The following is a 17,715-nucleotide window of genomic DNA, read 5'->3' on the forward strand; positions in this document are numbered from 1 at the left end:
TAGAACACTCATTTTCTTTTATGTATTATAATTAGGCTGTTATAGTAATAGGAGGAAAAAACAATCGCATATCAATTTTATGTCGTGGCACGCGGCAGAAAACCTGGAATTTACCATACTTGGGCTGAGTGTCAACGTGAAGTAAATGGTTTTAATAAGCCATTATTCAAAGGATTTAATGAGTTTTCTGCTGCTAAAGATTGGCTAGAAAGGCCGAATTTTTCTCCACAAAAAGTGGTATCTAAAAAGGCAAAAATAGCTGAAAAAAAATTTGCGTTGCACATTTGGACAGACGGAGGTTCACGCAACCACGGGAATAAAAAAGGCCAACATGTAAAAAGTGATGATAAAGCAGCATGGGCGTACCTTATTGATACAAATACACAGCGTTTTTTCGATTCTGCTGGTGAATATGGAGCAACTAATAATAGAATGGAAGTTATGGCATTATTACAGGCTCTAAAAAAAATAAAAGAAATTGGTAAAAACAAAGAAAGTATCTGTGCTACTTTGGATTCACGCTATGTTTTAGATGCACTCCAAAAGGGATGGCTGCGTAATTGGGAAAAAAGAGGCTGGAAAACTGCGAGTGGCAGTGCCGTTGCAAATCAAAAGTTATGGGCAGAAGTCTTATCTTTATTATCTGTTTTTCCAAACTTGACTTATGAGTGGACTAAAGGGCATAGAAATAATGAGGGAAATGTTTTTGTGGATAAATTATTGAATGAAACGATGGATAAATTATAAGGGGTACGTATATTGAAGACAATTGTGATCGTAGCACACCCTGAACTACAGGCTTCCGGTACACAGCAATTTCTAAAGGAGGCAGCACATTCAGCTGATGGTGTAACTTGGCATCCTTTAAAATGGGTGAATACCAATGATAATGCAATAATTGGACAAGAAAGAAAAATGTTGCAAAACTATACTCGGATAATTTTGCAATTCCCGCTTTATTGGTATCAAGCACCAGCACTTTTGCTTCAGTGGTTAGCAGTTGTTTTGCACACTGATGATGAACAAAAGATGGCAGAAAAGGAATTGGGGATTGTTGTTAACATTGGTCAGCCTCTCAGCGATTATCGTCTGGGAGGGAGCCAGGGTTTTTCACTCTCTGAATTACTGAGTCCGTTTGCAGCAATTGCGCGACGCTTAAAAATGAAGCTGCTTCCTCTTTTTGTGATTGAGCAGTTTCATTACCAGCAAGAAAATCAAAAAAAGCATTTGCTGGTAGAGTATTTGCAATATCTTGAATTAGAACAACCATTTACTTTTGCTAAGAAAGAAGAGTGGTTTATAAAACACTTGCAACAAATAATAAATAGCGAATCTAAAAATGAGGTTGAAGAATCAACGTGGAATGCAGTTTTGGAGCTTTTTCAAGAACGGAGTGAAGAGTTAGCTGAACTTAAAGCAGAAATCAAGATAATGAGAAGAGATGATGAAAATCAAATCTAAAGAGGAGTGGCTTGTTGAACAGCTAAAACTAATGGCAAACGGACAAAGAAAATACGAGAAACGAGCAATTTTGATGTGCATGAGTGAATGTGCAATAGACCAAAAGAAAAGGCTGGAACAGGCTAAGGGTGAACTAGATGGTCGTTTATGGAGCCCTAAAAGTTGGTAGGAGGGAAAAATTTCAATGAAAGAAAATGTATTGGATTTTAAGCTTATTGAAAACCCATTCAAAAGGATTTTAGTTGCAATAGATGAAGATGATTCAGAATCTTCAATTCGTGCATTTCAATTTGCCGTTACGATGGCTAAAAGAAATAGAGCAAGCTTAGGGATAGTTTCTGTGCTTGAGCTTCAAGATTTGAACGTTTTTGAAACACTTAGTCCAGAAAAAATAAATAAGCTGCGGCAAAGAGTTGTTGATGATGTTGCAAGCTATGCTCAACAGGCCAAAAATCATGGTGTTCAAGAAGTTGAGCAGATGACTGCTGAAGGGAAACCAGGTGCAGTGATCGTAAATGAAGTGGTTCCCAGTTTTAAACCTGATATCTTAATCTGCGGTTCAAAAACTAAAGCAGCGAATGGGCATGGACATCAAAAAATTTTCATTGGTTCTCAGGCAAGTTACATGTCACAGAATGCTTCATGTTCGGTACTAGTAATCCGATTGTAATAAGTGTTAAAGTTAAAGCTTTTTCTAATAGGTAGCCATAATAATTCGCATTTAGCTAAAAATGATGATTTTTAAATTAAATTGTTGTCATTTTTTCTGCTAAACGCGAATTTTCTGCTATAATTAATTTATTCTGAATTTGAGAGGAAGTCTTTTAACTATGAAGCGTTTCTTCAAGCTTGAAGAAAATGGAACTAATATGACCACTGAGGTTATAGCTGGGTTAACAACCTTTTTTGCTATGTCCTATATTTTGTTTGTAGCACCAAATATTTTAGGCTCGACAGGAATGCCAACACAAGCAATTTTTTTAGCAACTATTATTTCTTCCGTTGTAAGTACTTTGATAATGGCATTATTCGCAAATGTTCCATATGTCCAGGCCCCTGGGTTGGGCCTAGCCACATTTTTTGCTTATACAGTAGTTTTGCAATTGGGTTTTTCTTGGCAACAAGCACTTGCACTTGTCTTTTTATGCGGCATTATTAATGTAATTGTTACTGTAACCAAAATCAGAAGATTGATTATTAAGTCTATTCCTGAGGTTTTGCAGCATGCTATTGGTGGTGGAATTGGAATCTTTGTGGCCTATATTGGTATTAAAAATGCTGGATTTTTAAAGTTTATTACTGATAAGAGCGGAATTTTATCAATCAATGGTAATGCATATAATGCGGCAACAACTCATTATAAAGGTGGAGTTTCTTCTTTTGTTTCAAATAGCAGTGTAACGCCTTCATTGATCAATTTTAACCAGGCTGCGCCTTTAATTGCTCTTGTGGGCTTGATTTTGATGATCTTTTTAGTTGTTAAGAATTTTCGTGCTGCTATTTTGGTAGGAATTATAATTACAACTTTAATCGGGATTCCTTTTGGTGTAACTCATCTGGAATTAGCTAGCGGGAATTCACTTGGATCTTCTTTTGTTGATCTTAAAACCACTATGGGTGCTGCTTTTGGTCCTAAAGGAATGGGTTCGTTATTTGACGAACCAGGCAGGGTCCTATTAGGGGTAATGACAATTTTTGCTTTCAGTTTGACAGACATTTTCGATACTATTGGTACTTTTATTGGTACAGGAAAGAGAACTGGTATTTTTTCAAAAGAAGATGAAAAAGAGTTCTTTAATGGCCACGGATTTAAGTCGAAAATGGATCGTTCGCTTTTTTCTGATGCAATCGGTTCAGTAATTTCAGCTATCTTTGGAACTTCTAATGTCACAACTTTTGTAGAGAGTGCTTCAGGGATTAGTGTTGGAGGGCGCACAGGATTAACCAGTTTGACCGCAGCTGCAATGTTTGCTGTAAGTAGTCTGCTTGCACCGGTTATTGCTATTATTCCCGATGCTGCGACAGCACCTGCTTTGATTGTTGTGGGTATAATGATGATGGCTTCCTTTAAAAACATTGATTGGAGTAACCTTGAAGATGCGGTACCTGCCTTCTTTGCTTCAGTATTTATGGCCATTTGTTATAGTATTTCATACGGAATTGCAGCTGGTTTTATTTTCTTTATAGCAGTTAAGATTGCTAAAAATAAATTTAAAGAAGTTCATCCAATGATGATCGTTTGTACATTATTGTTTGTGTTAAATTTCATTGTTTTGGCGTTGATTGAGTAATTGGGAATAATTTGTTTGTATTAAAAATAGTACTTGTTTTTGGGGTATAAATATGAAACCTGAAAATTGACATATTTACTCTTTATTTAAAGAATTGTGGCAAAACAGATATTATTAAAAACTTAGAGACTGGATCAAAACGTACGTTTTGATCCAGTCTCCCTTTAACAGTTATAATTATCATTTATCGAAAGATTTTGCAATAAAACTTTGTTTTGCATTTACATGCAACTTCTGCAGCGGTATTTTATTATTAGTTTTATTAAAAAATTAACATTTACTCTAGATACCATAAAATAAGCCTCTATCGGTGCTTTATTTTGAAGGATACGGTAACTGATTTGAAGAGAAAGTATAATTTAGTTAACCTTTAGAAGAAAGTATGGTATTGTTTAGCTTATATGTTTTGATCTGGATGAATTTGATGCAGATAATGGGGTGGTTAAAATTAAATATAAAGTAATAATTACTGCTTTTTTAGCTGTTATTTTAGCAGCAGCGGCAGGAGGATATACTTATTATCGGATGACACATTTTAATGAAAATGTAGAAATTAACGATATTAGTGTTGGAAAAATGAACGCAGATGAAGCCTTAGCTCATTTGAAGAAACAAAATATTAATAACAATGTCTACTTGGATGGAAAATTACTTTTTCGTGGAAAAGAAACTGCTTCAGGATTTACAACTGATGATTCAGTTAAAATTCGTAGTTTATTGAAAAAACAGTGGACGTGGTTGCCTACTAAGAAAGCAATCAGCTATCAGGTAGTTCCTTCCAATATGAGTACTTATCGCAAGAAAATTTTACAGCCTACGGTAAAGAATTTACTTGAGAAGAAAAACCAAACACTCAAAAAAGCAGTAGATGCACAAGCAGCTTTAGAAGATGGTAAAATTGTAGTGTCTGAACCACAAAAGGGAAAACAATACAATGTGAAGACTATTATGAGGAATTTTTCAAGACAAAGCGATCTTTCAAAAATTAATTTGAAAGGAACTATTGAACAGCCTTTGACTGCTAGCAGTAAAAAGGTTGCGACTGAAAAGAGCAAACTAGCTATTTTAGCCAAAAGAAGTGTTTCGTATAAAGTTCAACAAACTAACTATAACTTAGCAGCTAAAGATGTTTTAAGTAAAGCAACTTATAAAAATGGACGTTATCAGATAGATCAAACTGGTATTATTAAAGAAGTTGAACAGATCAATCAAAAACAAGCAACTTTGAAAAAAGACATCAACTTTAAGAATCATGATGGTGAACAGGTTACAGTTCCTGGGGGGACCTATGGCTGGGCATTGAAACCTGAAGACGCAGTTAAAAGTATTTCTACAGCCTTCATTAAGGGTGAAGAACAGATTGATGCCAGCAAGGACATCTACGGTGTAGGATATTTGACTTATGGAACAGGTTATGAAAATACTGCTAATGATGGATTGGGCACAACTTATGCTGAGGTTTCTCTTTCAAAGCAGCGGGCTTGGTTTTATAAAGATGGGAAAGAGGTTTACTCAACTGAAGTTGTGACGGGGAAACACAGTACTAATGAAGACACACCTAAGGGCGTTTGGTACGTTATGTATAAAGAATCTCCCTCAACTTTGAAGGGAAGTGAAGCTGGAAATTCAAACTATTCTGTTAAAGTTAATTACTGGGCACAGTTTACGAATAGTGGTTGCGGTTTTCATGATGCCAGCTGGAGAACAGATTGGTCCAGCACAGCATACCTTAACAATGGTTCAGGCGGATGTGTTAATACACCAAGTGATCATATGAAGAATGTTTATGATAATCTTGCTCAATCAGAAGCAGTGGTCGTCTATTAGTGTTTAGTTGCAGCAAAGAATTTGGGGGAAGCATAATTCTATGCTATAATAACGGCATGGGGATGTTCTGGATTCGACAGGTATAGGTCGAGCTTGAATTGCATCTCGTAATTGCGTGACGTATAGACGCTCAGTTAAATATAACTGCAAAAAATAATAACAACTCTTACGCTTTAGCTGCCTAATCGCGCTTAGCGTAGATCCGCTCAACATCGTCCATGTGTTGAATTCCGGGTCTTAAATTTAGTGGACTTACGTCGTTTAATTCACACCTGAAATTAACGAAAGAGATTAATCAGGTTAGTTATCGGCGTTAGCCCTGTCATATGGCGCAGCTGGTAATGAAAATCCAAGTAGTATGACTATGGATGTAGAGGTTTGAGTGCCGATATGCTTGGACGCGGGTTCGATCCCCGCCATCTCCATTAATAAAAAGCATCAGCAATTGCTGGTGCTTTTTATTTTTATTACAAAAAAAAGTGATATAGTTATAGGCGATTGTCTTTAGAGAAGCTGTTGTTATGAAATGAACATAATTCGTTAAATATTGTGTGATTATTATTTTAGGCACATAAAAACTTTTCTTTTTTTATTAAAATTCAAAAAAAAATAATATTTTCGATGTATGGTATTATGTGATAAGTAAAAAAGTTACAAAAAGGATGTGTAACTGGATGAAACTATTGATGATCGAGGATAACAAGTCACTGTCTGAAATGATGTCGATGTTTTTTAAGAAAGAAAACTGGGAGATCCATTATGCTTATGATGGGATCGAAGCACTTGAAAAATTTAAAGAAAATCCGCGGAGCTGGGATATGATTACATTGGATCTCAATTTACCTGGAATGGATGGAATTCAGGTAAATAATGAAATTCGTGCGCTTTCAACGACCGTGCCGATCATAATTTTGACTGCCCGTGACTCGGAAAGCGACCAGGTACTTGGACTTGAAATGGGCGCAGATGACTATGTGGTCAAGCCATTCAGTCCTATTACTTTAATAGCAAGAATAAAAGCTTTGCATCGTAGAGCTTCTTTAGGGTCTGAAAAAAAGTTAGAAACTGATGCTGAAACCTCATTTGATGTTGTTACGGATCATTTTAAACTAAGTACAAAAACAAGAGAAGCTTATTTGCAAGGCAGCCCTATTGAAGACTTAACACCGAAAGAGTTTGATCTTTTAAAGACTTTGTCGCAAAAGCCAAGACAGGTTTTCTCTCGTGATCAATTACTGCAGTTAGTATGGCATTACGAATTTTATGGCGACGAAAGGACGGTTGATGCACATATTAAAAAATTACGTCAAAAAATTGAAAAGGTCGGTCCACAGATAATTCAAACGGTTTGGGGTGTCGGATATAAGTTTGACGATTCTGGAGTGAGTGAATAATGAAACTTATATATCAGCAGATGATAGCTTTTTTTGTAGTTATCACAACATTACTGTTAATTTTAGGAATTTCCTTTTTTCATTTAACTACGACGATGATTTATGAAAATACTTGGGTTCAGCTTGAAGGCTACGCTTATAGTTTAAAAACCCAGTCAATGACAATTGAAACAAATCCAAACGGCAAGCAGACTTTTACCTTGGATATTGGCAAACTACAAACCAGTGAACTGTTATTGCGCAATCAACAAGTTCATTTTACTATTTATACAACTAGAAAGCGTGTCATGTATCCAGATCAAGGATATCAATCTATTATTTCAAATAGAGATTGGAAGAAGCTGGAAAAAGGAGAGATTTTGCGCCGCAAAAGCGACTTGGGATGGCGCGGAGCTGATAAACAAAATGTGCAGAACCAGCAAAGAATGACAGACATTTTGGCGCCTTGTTTTGATGAAAACGGTCAATTAATTGCTGTAATATCTGTTGGTGCTAAGGTTTCTAGCCTGCAGGAAAGTTTCACTAAAATTCAACGAAATTTAGGATATGTATTATTGTTTTCGGCTTTACTGGGAGCATTAATAAGTTATTTTCTTGCTCACTATATTACTAAAAGAATCAGCAAGTTAAGGAACGCTGCAAGAGCAGTTGCTAGCGGAGATTTTGATGTTAACCTCGTGGATCACAAACGAGATGAACTTGATGATTTAGCAAAAGATTTTAATCAAATGACCAGTTCATTGAAACAATCGAATGAAGAAATTAAGCGGCAGGAACAAAAAAGACGTCAATTTATGGCAGACGCAGCCCATGAAATGAGAACACCGTTAACAACAATCAATGGCTTGCTTGAAGGTCTTGCTTATGATGCAATTCCGGAAGAAAGTAAAGAAAAGAGTATTGAACTGATGCGAAATGAGACACGTCGTTTAATTCGTTTAGTTAACGAAAACCTTGATTATGAAAAAATTAGAAGTGGACAGATTGAATTGAAAAAGACGACTTTTGATGCTATGCAAGCTATTCACAATGTAGCTGCGCAATTGAAAAAGAAAGCACAAGGTGCCGGGGATGGGATTGAAGTTGTGGGTCCGACGAAGCTTAACGTTTTTGCGGACTATGACCGGTTTGTTCAGATTATTTTTAATATTACTCAGAATGCAATTCAGTTTACTGAAAACGGAGTAATCAGAATATCCGCTGAACGCGGCTATAACAGCAGTATTCTGCGAGTTGCAGATAATGGTATCGGAATGAACGAAGAACAATTAAAAAATATTTGGGAACGTTATTATAAAGCAGATATTTCTCGAAAAAACACCAAATATGGTGAGTCTGGGTTAGGTTTATCAATTGTACAGCAGCTGATGGAACAGCATAACGGTAAGGTTGAGGTTACTAGCAAACCAGGGGAAGGATCCACGTTCACCCTTATCTTTCCTGATGAAAAATAACAAAGAGGGAAGAAGCTTCATGTGCAGTCGTAATCCATGAGATCTTGGTTAATGGAAAAAGTAGAATAGTAAAAAGAAGCTGGGCCAAATTTTTACTTTGACCCAGCTTCTTTTTAAACCATTATTTATTTTGCTTTTTCTTAAAGGGTGATTTATTCGTTGAACGGTGATTGCGAAACCAATCTTCTGCTTGCGAAGTAGCAATTGAAATTGCACGTTGGTCGTTGTAGCCGTCCTTTTTTAAAGCATTTGCAATTTCAACTGCCTTGTTACGGACCTCACTTCTTAGGTTCTTCATAGAATCAGGGTAGTTGTCTTTTGTCCAGGGCAATAAAATCATCCTTTCCAAGGAACATTATTAAAAACTAATAAAAAGCGATTAATTTAAGAAACTTGTTCTATAGTTCTTATGATAAACTAGTTCAATTAGTTTTTACAAAAATTAGCTTACAATTTTGAAAAGTACAAAACTTGGTAAGACAAAATTTTTAAAATATTAATTTGTATCTTTGCGAGATTGTATTGAGGAACTTGCTGCTTTTTTCATAGAAGAAGAGGCACTTTCTTCATTTTGTTCGTTAGAATCCGTTGTTTTTAATTCCGGCGCATCTGAAGTATAGTCAGAAATTGTTGACTTGTTACCGTTTTTACTCCAGAGACTTGTTGATTTATTACCTAAAAGATTTTGAATCTTTGTAACTTCACCAAAGTCATTTTTGTAGTTATATTTTTTAGGGTTTACTGGAGTAAAACCTTGCGGAACATAAAAGCGCAAAAGATTTTTATTGTTAAGTGTATCCGAAAGTGAAAGTTCTTCGCTCACCTTGTCGCTTTCAGCATTTATCTTCGCAGCAAGTTCGTTAGATGGGTGGGTAATTTCTTCAGCGGTTTTGTTGTCATAGATTGTGCCGTTAATTACCGTGTAGTCAGGCGTTACAAAATTTTCATTTCTAAAAGCAACTACTTGGTCATGCTGCGGTGACAAAAGATCTGTTCCGAATTGGATATACTTTTTTGAGTCGATTCCCAGAAGGTGAAGGATAGTTGGTAAGACATCAATCTCGCCGCCATATTGATGTTGTACTCCAGCATCCGTAACCCCTGGAATATGAATCATGAATGGAACTCTTTGCATTTGGGCATTATCAAAGTCATTCCAAGTAGAAGAAGATTTTCCTAATAAAGGAGCTAATTTCAAATTGCGCGAATTAGAAATGCCATAGTGGTCGCCATAGATGACGATCATTGAATTATTATAAAGACCGCTTTTTTTCAGATAATCAAAAAATTCTTTAACTGATTGATCTAAATAATGAGCCGTAACGAAATAATTGTTGACGGAATCATCTCCAGTATTAGCCGCTTTAAAATCAGTATTCTGTTTGTCAAGCGTATAAGGAAAATGGTTCGAAACTGTAATGAACTTTGCATAAAAAGGCTGCTGCAAGCGTTCCAAGTATTTAACTGAATCATGGAAAAGCAATTTATCCTTTAGACCATATTCAGTCAGATTATTGGCGTCAGTATTGTAGTAGTTAGCATCAAAAAAGTATTGGTACCCTAGATTTTTGTAGACACTGTCACGATTCCAAAAAGAACCTTTATTGCCATGGAATACAGCACTTGAATAATTTGCATCTTGATTTAAAATGGCCGGTGCGCCTTCAAAAGTATTGTCTGTTCCCAAAGCTGAAAAAAGAGAACCTTGCGGAAGACCATAGGTACTTGTTTCTAACATGTTTTCAGCATCTGAAGTTTTTCCTTGGCCAACTTGATTAAAGAAGTTATCAAAGCTGTAAGTTGAGTTGCTGTTGTAAAGACTGTTTAGAAAAGGAGTGACTTCTTTTCCATCTAAACGATAGTTGATTAAAAACTGCTGGAAACTTTCTAAGTGAATAATGATCACATTTTTATTCTTAGCAATTCCATAAGTCTTTACATTTGGAGCTGCATAATGATTTTGAGTAAATGATAAAATCTTGTTCAAGTCAATACTGCTAGCTTCGCTTCGAACTTGATTATTTTTTGCTGTCTTTATGCCATCATAAAAGGTAAAGGCATCAATTCCCAGGTACTTCACTAAATAATTACGGTCAAATGTCCGTGTAAGCAGTTGTGGCCTGTCAATTTCTCCTAATGTGAGGTTAAACATTAAGAAGAAAAGAGAAAAAGAGGTTAATGCTACCGCTTGGCGAGTCGCAATGGGATGCTTATCGACCCGAATCACCTTAGTTGTGAAGCCAAGTACTAATAAGAAAAGATCAGCAATAATAATAATATCTTGAGGTTTGAGCAATGCGAATGAACTAGTACTAAGACCGTCAGAGACAGAAGAATAGCCGAAAATAACATTAATCGTCATGAAGTCAGTAAATTCGCGGTAGTAGATTACATTAAACAAGAGTAAGACGGAATTAGCTATGTAGATTAGTAGCAAAACCGTGTAAGCTGGGACTGTGCGTTTGATGTACAATGCACTGCCAAATAAAAGCAAGGTAGTAGCAAGAGGGTTTATCAACAGTACTAGATATTGATAAAAGCCTGAAACACCAAGGTGAAAATCGATTAGGTAGACAAGAATGGTTTTTAACCAAAAAAGGAAAACTAATGAAGAAAAAAAGCCCCAGCGTGTACTCAGAATATTTCTTAATTTTAATAGGTACACAGTATTTAATCATCCCTTCCGTAGATTTAAGCTAACGCTTTATTCTAAACCATTTGTTAAATTAACGTCAATTTGAGTAAGTGATATTATAAAAGATTTAGGAACTTTGTTAGGACAAGCCAAAAAAGGGAAAGTAATGGTACAATTAAAATGAGTTTCTTAAATGAAACTACCGGTTTATCGTTATAAAAATAAAAGTGATACTGGAGATACGAAATTTGAAAACAATAGAAATAAAAAAGCAAGCAGTTCGTAAATATAAAGACGGGTACCCGCGTTTGAACACGCATGATTTTGTTGAATATTATTCAGGAGATGATGGTGAGTTTATTCAGCTTGTCTGTGAAAAACAATTTATCGCATATGCTTACCTTGCTAAACAGCGCAACAATGACGGATGGATTATTTCGTTGAAAGAGCAGAGCATACCAGAAAAAGAATTATTCCGTAAATTTTTTACTATGGCACAGATCAGGAGAAAAGCATTTTACTACCTTGAAAACACAAGTGCATTTCGCTTTTTCAATGGCTCTGGGGATGGGCTTGGAGGAATTACAATTGATTATTATGCTGGGTATTATGTATTCACCTTTGACAATAAGGGAATTTATTATCACCGTAATACTCTTTATCAAGCATTTAATGAAGCAGTTCCAGATGCACTGGGAATTTATGAAAGACTGCAATTTAATGTTCAAAAGGCTGCACTTAAGGGCCAGCATGTTTCAGGTCAAAAGGCTCCTGTTAAGTTGGAAGTACTGCAAGCTGGGCTTAAATTAAAAGTTGATTTAAATGACGGTTTTTTTGATTCGTCATTAGATAAACGGAATCTGTTAGAATTTCTCTTGAACGGAGCGGCAGATGAAAAGATAGTTCTTAACCTTTTTAGTAATGATGGTATTCTTAGTGGCGCAGCAATGAAGGGTGGAGCTTTTAAAACTGTTAATGTTGACTTGAGTTCTAAAGCGATGAAACAGGCACAGGAAAATCTGCTTCTCAATGGGGTTGACCCTTCCAAACAAGAGTTGAGGGTAATTGATATTATGAGTTACTTAGATTATGCGCAAAAGCATCATATTAAGTTTGATATGGTCATAATTGATCCGCCTGTTTTTGTTCGTTCTAAAAAGAACTCCTTTTTACTCACTAAAGACTATCCTGAGTTGATTAGCGCAGCACTCAAGACTGTTAAAAAGGGGGGAACACTTGTTTTAACTGCTAACTCAGCGAGCCTTTCATTGAAAAAGTTAAAAGAGCAGGTTATCGAAATATTTGCTGAAGCTGATCGTCAATTTGAACTCAGAGACACACTTACTTTAACAGCGGACTTTGTAACAAATAAAAAAGAGCATGCTGACCAAGGGTTTAAGGGCCTTGTGGTGGCAGCCAAATAGATTTAATTATATAGCAGCTTGTTTTAAGTATAAACAAACTGCTATAATACGTTTTTGCAGAGATTAAAAAGAGAAATGAGGTTCGTTGCTATGTTAGTTGCGTTAATACCTGCAGTTGCATGGGGCAGTATTGGACTCGTTAGTGGTAAATTAGGTGGTAATGCTAATCAGCAGACTCTTGGAATGACGTGGGGTGCGTTGCTATTTAGTTTATTGACAACAGCACTTTTTTGGAATGAGGTTACGGCACATAGCAGTTTGAAAGTTGCTATTGTCGGTGTTATTTCAGGACTTTTTTGGAGTTTGGGCCAAAATCAGCAGTTTCATTCTATGAAGGCTATCGGTATTTCGAAGACAGTGCCGCTTTCAACCGGTCTCCAACTGCTTTTCAATGCTTTGGCAGGTGTGCTACTCTTCCATGAATGGAAAAGTACTCATCAAATTTCAATTGGAACAATTGCACTTGTAATCTTAATCGCAGGTGCAATGTTAACATCTTTCAGAGACAGAAGAACAAGCAAAATAGCTGATAAAGCACAGCAGGAAAATTGGAAAGTTGGTATACGTGCACTGGCGCTTTCAACATTTGGGTATGTTGGATACACAGTAGTAGTTAACTGGTCAAATGTTGATGCAAAGGCGATGGTTCTGCCCCAAGCAGTTGGAATGGTACTTGGTGCAAGTTTCTTTGCTTTCGGGAAGGATGCTTTAAGAAGAGATTCCTTTAAAAATATAATTACTGGATTAGTGTGGGGAGCGGGTAACATCTTCATGTTCTTGGCAATCCCGTTAGTTGGTTTAGCAATTAGTTATTCATTTTCACAAATGGGAATTATTATTTCCACATTCGGAAGCATTTTGTTTTTAGGGGAGAAAAAGACAAAAAAAGAATTGCTCTTTATCACATTGGGTTCTTTACTGATTATTACTGGCGGAATATTATTAGCTAACATTTAGCATTATTAATTTTAAAAAGTGAGTTTTTGCAAAATGAAAGTGTGCCGGAAAGTAAAAAAATTAATAACATCATGAACCAGAACAAGCTATGATTGGTTGAGAAAATGCTTATTTATTAGCGGCGTATCATATAGATTTCATAAGATAAAGCCAGAAGCTGAGTTTATCTCGTTTTTGACCAAATTTTTCAATGAAGGCCTGTCTTCGGAACTTTACCGAAGAAGGTCCTTTTTAGTATAAAGAAGCAGATTAATAATTTTTTAAGCTTTCATGCATTGTATTTAAGTGTTTTTAAGGGAAAATCATAAAATAACGTGAAAAAAGGGTACAAAATACGAGTTTTATTGTATAATAATAGCGGTTGTATAAAAAGAATAAAAAGGAGCGAAAAGCGATGGCACATATTTCATTTGATAGTTCTAACCTGACTAAATTTGTACAAAAAAATGAGTTGGGAGAAATGCAAGCGCTTGTAACGGCGGTAGATGAGGAATTACGTAAAGGAACGGGAGCAGGTAGCGACTTTCGTGGTTTTTTGAATTTACCTGTTGATTACGATAAAGAAGAATTTGCTCGTATTAAAAAGGCCGCAAAAAAAATTCAATCCGATTCAGAAGTTCTTGTGGTGATTGGAATTGGTGGGTCATACTTGGGAGCCCGTGCTGCAATTGAATTTTTGCACCGCAGTTTTTTCAATATCCTTCCGGCTGAAAAGCGAAATGCGCCACAGGTTTTCTTTGCCGGTAATTCGATTAGTTCTTCTTATGTTTATGATCTTTTGGAACTGATTGGGGATCGTGATTTTTCTGTTAACGTAATCTCGAAATCAGGAACAACTACCGAACCTTCTATCGCTTTTCGGATTTTTAAAGAAAAATTGCTTACTAAATATGGAAAAAAAGGCGCAAAAGAACGGATTTATGCCACAACAGACCGTGCCAGAGGAGCGCTTAAGACAGAAGCTGATGCTGAGGGATACGAATCATTTGTTATTCCAGATGATGTTGGTGGCCGCTTCTCTGTGTTGTCTCCAGTGGGGCTTTTACCAATTGCTGCTTCAGGTGCGGATATTGATGCATTAATGAAGGGAGCTGCAGATGCACGCTCTGATTATTCTAATGCTGATTTAACTAAGAACGAAGCATATCAATATGCTGCATTGAGAAATATACTCTACCGTAAGGGGTACACTACCGAAATTCTTGAAAACTATGAACCTTCTTTGCAATACTTTTCAGAATGGTGGAAACAATTGATGGGAGAGTCGGAAGGAAAGGATCAAAAGGGAATTTATCCATCTTCAGCTAACTTTTCCACAGACTTGCATTCACTGGGGCAGTTCATTCAAGAAGGACGTCGCAATTTAATGGAAACTGTGGTTAAGGTTCAAAAACCAAATCATGATGTTGAAATTCCTAAAGAAGAAGAAAATCTTGACGGCTTGGCATATCTTGAGGGAAAAACAATGGACTTTGTCAACACTAAGGCTTTCCAAGGAGTAGTTTTGGCACATACAGATGGGAATGTACCTAACATGATCCTTAATATTCCAGATCGGACAGCATATACTTTAGGGTATACTATTTACTTCTTTGAAATTGCGGTTGCTGTTTCTGGCTATTTGAACGGAATTAACCCATTTAATCAGCCAGGAGTGGAAGCATATAAGCATAATATGTTTGCACTTTTGGATAAACCTGGGTTTGAGGAATTAAGCAAGAAATTAAATGCACGTTTAGGCGAATAAATTAGTGTAAGTTTCAAACCGTGTTACATCAGGACTTGTGATAAAAATTTATCACAAGTCCTTTTTAAATTTTAAAGAGAGGTTCGAATCTGTTTTTAGTGTTAGCATGGTATTAGAAATTGAAGTTTTTAAAACTAAGCAAAAAATTGGAGGTCGAAAAATTGAAAGTTGAAGGACATACACACACAGAACTATGTCCCCACGGCAGTGGCGAAGCAACAGAAAAAATGGTTCAAAGGGCTATTGAATTAGGCTTTGAAGAATATTGCATTACAGAACATGCCCCGTTGCCAAAAGGGTTCGAACGAGTATACGAAGGAAGTCCAGAAGGAATAATAGAAGCCTCTTTGTCATGGAATCAGTTAGATGATTACATAAAACTTGTAAGGGCTTTGCAGAAAAAGTATTGCAATGTGATAAAAATTTCGCTTGGATTTGAAGTAGATTACCTTCCGGGGTTTGAAGATCAAATTCGTGTTTTCTTGGATGAATACGGACCGCTTACTGAACAAAATATTCTTTCAGTTCACTTCATGTGCGGAGCAAACAATAAGTTTTGGTGTCTGGATCTTTCGCCGGAAGACTTTGAGAAGGGCTTTTCACCCTTGTTTTCAAATCCTCAACTTTTATATTGTAATTATTTTGAATTGGTAAAAAGTTCTCTTGAAGCTGACTTAGGTGAATTTAAACCGCAACGTATAGGACACATGAGTTTAATAAAAAAATATCAGGATTATTTTGGACTGCCAGAATTTTTTAATAAAGATACAATGCAGCTGATAACACAAATTATTAAGCTAATAAAAAATCAGGGCAGACAGTTGGACTTCAATACAGCCGGTATGTATAAAACTTATTGCAACGAATTTTACCCGGGCGGGCAGATTTGCAGACTTGCATATAAAAATAAAATACCGTTGATTTACGGTTCGGATGCACATTCTATTGCAGAAGTCGGTCGAGGATACCATTTAAAAAATTTGTTTTCCGGACTTGACAGGTAGTCAGTTAAAGAGTATTCTAATGAAAAATTAGTAAATAATGAAAATATAATAAAAAAAAGATTATGATTAGAAGAGTAACTGTTGACCTCTAGTATAGAAAGTTCCCTGTAGCTGGGAAGGGAGCCTATGTGAGCAGCGAATCACATCTATGAATCAAAGAGCTGAAAGTTATTAATAATCGATGAGTAGGCTTGACCGGACAGTTCGTTATCACTGTTGAATTTTTCAACTTGAGGTTTGTTTCGTGAGGAACAAATAAAATGAGGTGGAACCACGGTAAAACGTCCTCTTAGCAATTAATTGCTAAGAGGACGTTTTTGGTTATTTTGAAAGGAGTTTGTTAAATGCATAAAGTTAGTTTACCGCTTGGTATGCGGGATGAATTCGGGATACAGGTATCAAAAAAACATCAAATTGAACAGTCGCTTGAAATTTTTTTGCAACAACATGAATTCATGAGAATCGATACGCCGATTTTGGAATATCAGGAGGTCTTTGCAGATTATGATCTTAGACAACAACGGGCATATCGTTTGTTAGACAACAACGAGGTTGTTGTCTTGCGACCAGACTTGACTTTGCCGATTGCTCGCTTTCTTGCTACAAATAATTTTAGCCTTCCACGTAAACTTTATTATATTGGAGAACGTTTTAAAATTGCTAAGTCGCTTTCAGGAAAATATAACCAGATGACCCAAGCAGGGGTCGAACTTGTGGGCTATCCATCTTTAAAAGCAGAGTTAGAATGTTTCATGATAATCAACTGTCTAAGCAGAAAGTTTTTGCAGGGTAAAGTACGGATTGAGTTGGGCAACGCTCGTTTTGCAGATGCAATTTTGAATAGTCTAACAGATGATACACAATTGAAGCAAGAAATTAAAAATCAGCTTTATAAAAAAAACATTCCCAAGTATCAGCAGTTAATATCATTATTTGCTTTAAACGACCAGACTGATTTTCTTAAAGAATGGCCGCGGCTTTTCGGTTCTGCCAGCACAGTGTTACGAAAAATTTCTTCTTTTAAACTTCCAGTAAAAGCACAACAGATTATTACTGAGCTGACTCAAGTTTCGCAATGGGTGCAAAAGCTTCCTGAACAGTCTGTTTTATTGGATTTAAGCGTGGCTCCCCCCCAATCTTATTATACAGGGATTACTTTTAAGGGATTTAGTGATGATATTTCTGATTACCTTTTTAGCGGAGGAAGATATGATCACTTGCTGGAAAATTTTCAAAAAAAAGGGGAACCGGCAGTTGGAATGGGAATTGATCTTGAGTTGTTGACTAAAACAGCCGAACTTAATGTTTCTGTTTCTAAGGCTGACATTTTGTTTTTTGAGCCGGAACAGCTAAATGAAGTAGTTAAAATTTGTCAGAAAATTACAAATTTAACATTGTGCTTAGAAGATAATCTGCAAGACGCTAAGAAGAGTGCAGCAACTAGAAATGTTAAGTTGTTTTGCATAGACAAGAAGGGAGAACTCAAAATTGTCAATTAGAATTGCTTTAACTAAAGGCAGA

Annotated in this window: 15 protein-coding genes, 1 other RNA gene and 1 other annotated feature; of the genes, 14 read left to right on the forward strand and 2 right to left on the reverse strand. The window is 36.2% G+C overall.

Annotated elements, in window-relative coordinates; all coding sequences use genetic code 11:
* Positions 1-63 precede the first annotated feature (63 nt).
* The 9 genes from FD46_RS09770 (at position 64) to FD46_RS09805 (ending at position 8,427) form a co-directional block, all read left to right on the forward strand.
* On the forward strand, positions 64-747 hold the full coding sequence (locus tag FD46_RS09770; protein ID WP_057896978.1) for a ribonuclease H family protein: 684 nt from the start codon (positions 64-66) through the stop codon (positions 745-747).
* Between the two features lie 12 nt (positions 748-759).
* The gene (locus tag FD46_RS09775) at positions 760-1,461 is read left to right on the forward strand and encodes an NAD(P)H-dependent oxidoreductase (protein WP_057896979.1); all 702 of its coding nucleotides are present in this window, start codon (positions 760-762) and stop codon (positions 1,459-1,461) included.
* On the forward strand, positions 1,445-1,630 hold the full coding sequence (locus FD46_RS09780; RefSeq protein WP_057896980.1) for a hypothetical protein: 186 nt from the start codon (positions 1,445-1,447) through the stop codon (positions 1,628-1,630). The genes FD46_RS09775 and FD46_RS09780 overlap by 17 nt, the downstream gene beginning before the upstream one ends.
* Positions 1,631-1,645: 15 nt before the next feature.
* Positions 1,646-2,131 carry a universal stress protein gene (locus FD46_RS09785; protein ID WP_187329037.1) on the forward strand — a complete coding sequence of 162 codons (486 nt, stop codon included), beginning with the start codon at positions 1,646-1,648 and terminating at the stop codon, positions 2,129-2,131.
* A 160-nt stretch (positions 2,132-2,291) separates the two neighbouring features.
* Positions 2,292-3,752: an NCS2 family permease gene (locus FD46_RS09790; RefSeq protein WP_057896982.1), complete on the forward strand. Its 1,461-nt coding sequence runs from the start codon at positions 2,292-2,294 to the stop codon at positions 3,750-3,752.
* Positions 3,753-4,190: 438 nt separating this feature from the next.
* Positions 4,191-5,579: a L,D-transpeptidase gene (locus FD46_RS09795; RefSeq protein WP_235805614.1), complete on the forward strand. Its 1,389-nt coding sequence runs from the start codon at positions 4,191-4,193 to the stop codon at positions 5,577-5,579.
* A gap of 58 nt (positions 5,580-5,637) precedes the next feature.
* Positions 5,638-6,007: a transfer-messenger RNA gene (gene ssrA, locus FD46_RS10280) on the forward strand.
* Between the two features lie 246 nt (positions 6,008-6,253).
* On the forward strand, positions 6,254-6,973 hold the full coding sequence (locus tag FD46_RS09800) for a response regulator transcription factor (RefSeq protein ID WP_057896983.1): 720 nt from the start codon (positions 6,254-6,256) through the stop codon (positions 6,971-6,973).
* Complete coding sequence (locus FD46_RS09805; RefSeq protein ID WP_057896984.1) at positions 6,973-8,427, forward strand: sensor histidine kinase; 1,455 nt, start codon at positions 6,973-6,975, stop codon at positions 8,425-8,427. The genes FD46_RS09800 and FD46_RS09805 overlap by 1 nt, the downstream gene beginning before the upstream one ends.
* Positions 8,428-8,548: 121 nt before the next feature.
* On the opposite strand, the gene FD46_RS09810 is transcribed toward FD46_RS09805, so the two are convergent.
* Both FD46_RS09810 and FD46_RS09815 read right to left on the reverse strand, forming a co-directional pair.
* Entirely contained in the window at positions 8,549-8,725 is a 177-nt protein-coding gene (locus tag FD46_RS09810) for a DUF2188 domain-containing protein (protein ID WP_235805615.1), read from the reverse strand.
* Positions 8,726-8,923: 198 nt separating this feature from the next.
* Positions 8,924-11,092, reverse strand: a complete 2,169-nt coding sequence (locus FD46_RS09815) for an LTA synthase family protein (protein ID WP_057896986.1) — start codon at positions 11,090-11,092, stop codon at positions 8,924-8,926.
* Between the two features lie 218 nt (positions 11,093-11,310).
* Between FD46_RS09815 and FD46_RS09820 the strand changes: the two genes are divergently transcribed.
* From FD46_RS09820 to FD46_RS09840, 5 genes are all read left to right on the forward strand, one after another.
* Positions 11,311-12,486 (forward strand): class I SAM-dependent rRNA methyltransferase, encoded by a 1,176-nt coding sequence (locus FD46_RS09820; protein WP_057896987.1) that lies wholly within the window; start codon positions 11,311-11,313, stop codon positions 12,484-12,486.
* Between the two features lie 90 nt (positions 12,487-12,576).
* Complete coding sequence (locus FD46_RS09825) at positions 12,577-13,443, forward strand: GRP family sugar transporter (protein ID WP_057896988.1); 867 nt, start codon at positions 12,577-12,579, stop codon at positions 13,441-13,443.
* A gap of 394 nt (positions 13,444-13,837) precedes the next feature.
* Positions 13,838-15,190: a glucose-6-phosphate isomerase gene (locus FD46_RS09830; protein WP_057896989.1), complete on the forward strand. Its 1,353-nt coding sequence runs from the start codon at positions 13,838-13,840 to the stop codon at positions 15,188-15,190.
* Between the two features lie 161 nt (positions 15,191-15,351).
* Positions 15,352-16,194 carry a histidinol-phosphatase HisJ gene (hisJ, locus tag FD46_RS09835; protein WP_057896990.1) on the forward strand — a complete coding sequence of 281 codons (843 nt, stop codon included), beginning with the start codon at positions 15,352-15,354 and terminating at the stop codon, positions 16,192-16,194.
* A gap of 53 nt (positions 16,195-16,247) precedes the next feature.
* Positions 16,248-16,486, forward strand: a binding site (T-box leader).
* Positions 16,487-16,538: 52 nt separating this feature from the next.
* A complete protein-coding gene (locus FD46_RS09840; RefSeq protein ID WP_057896991.1) occupies positions 16,539-17,693 on the forward strand; it encodes an ATP phosphoribosyltransferase regulatory subunit in 1,155 nt (384 codons plus the stop codon).
* Positions 17,694-17,715: the final 22 nt, after the last annotated feature.

It is taken from the genome of Liquorilactobacillus oeni DSM 19972 (assembly GCF_001436275.1).
GTDB lineage: Bacteria > Bacillota > Bacilli > Lactobacillales > Lactobacillaceae > Liquorilactobacillus > Liquorilactobacillus oeni.

What these genes read in the sequence shown, in the direction of transcription:
- FD46_RS09840 (WP_057896991.1), top strand. Translation starts at nt 16,539, where the DNA reads ATGCATAAAGTTAGTTTACCGCTTGGTATGCGGGATGAATTCGGGATA.
- FD46_RS09780 (WP_057896980.1), top strand. Translation starts at nt 1,445, where the DNA reads ATGAAAATCAAATCTAAAGAGGAGTGGCTTGTTGAACAGCTAAAACTA.
- FD46_RS09785 (WP_187329037.1), top strand. Translation starts at nt 1,646, where the DNA reads ATGAAAGAAAATGTATTGGATTTTAAGCTTATTGAAAACCCATTCAAA.
- FD46_RS09825 (WP_057896988.1), top strand. Translation starts at nt 12,577, where the DNA reads ATGTTAGTTGCGTTAATACCTGCAGTTGCATGGGGCAGTATTGGACTC.
- FD46_RS09805 (WP_057896984.1), top strand. Translation starts at nt 6,973, where the DNA reads ATGAAACTTATATATCAGCAGATGATAGCTTTTTTTGTAGTTATCACA.
- FD46_RS09830 (WP_057896989.1), top strand. Translation starts at nt 13,838, where the DNA reads ATGGCACATATTTCATTTGATAGTTCTAACCTGACTAAATTTGTACAA.
- FD46_RS09810 (WP_235805615.1), bottom strand. Translation starts at nt 8,725, where the DNA reads ATGAAGAACCTAAGAAGTGAGGTCCGTAACAAGGCAGTTGAAATTGCA.
- FD46_RS09790 (WP_057896982.1), top strand. Translation starts at nt 2,292, where the DNA reads ATGAAGCGTTTCTTCAAGCTTGAAGAAAATGGAACTAATATGACCACT.
- FD46_RS09800 (WP_057896983.1), top strand. Translation starts at nt 6,254, where the DNA reads ATGAAACTATTGATGATCGAGGATAACAAGTCACTGTCTGAAATGATG.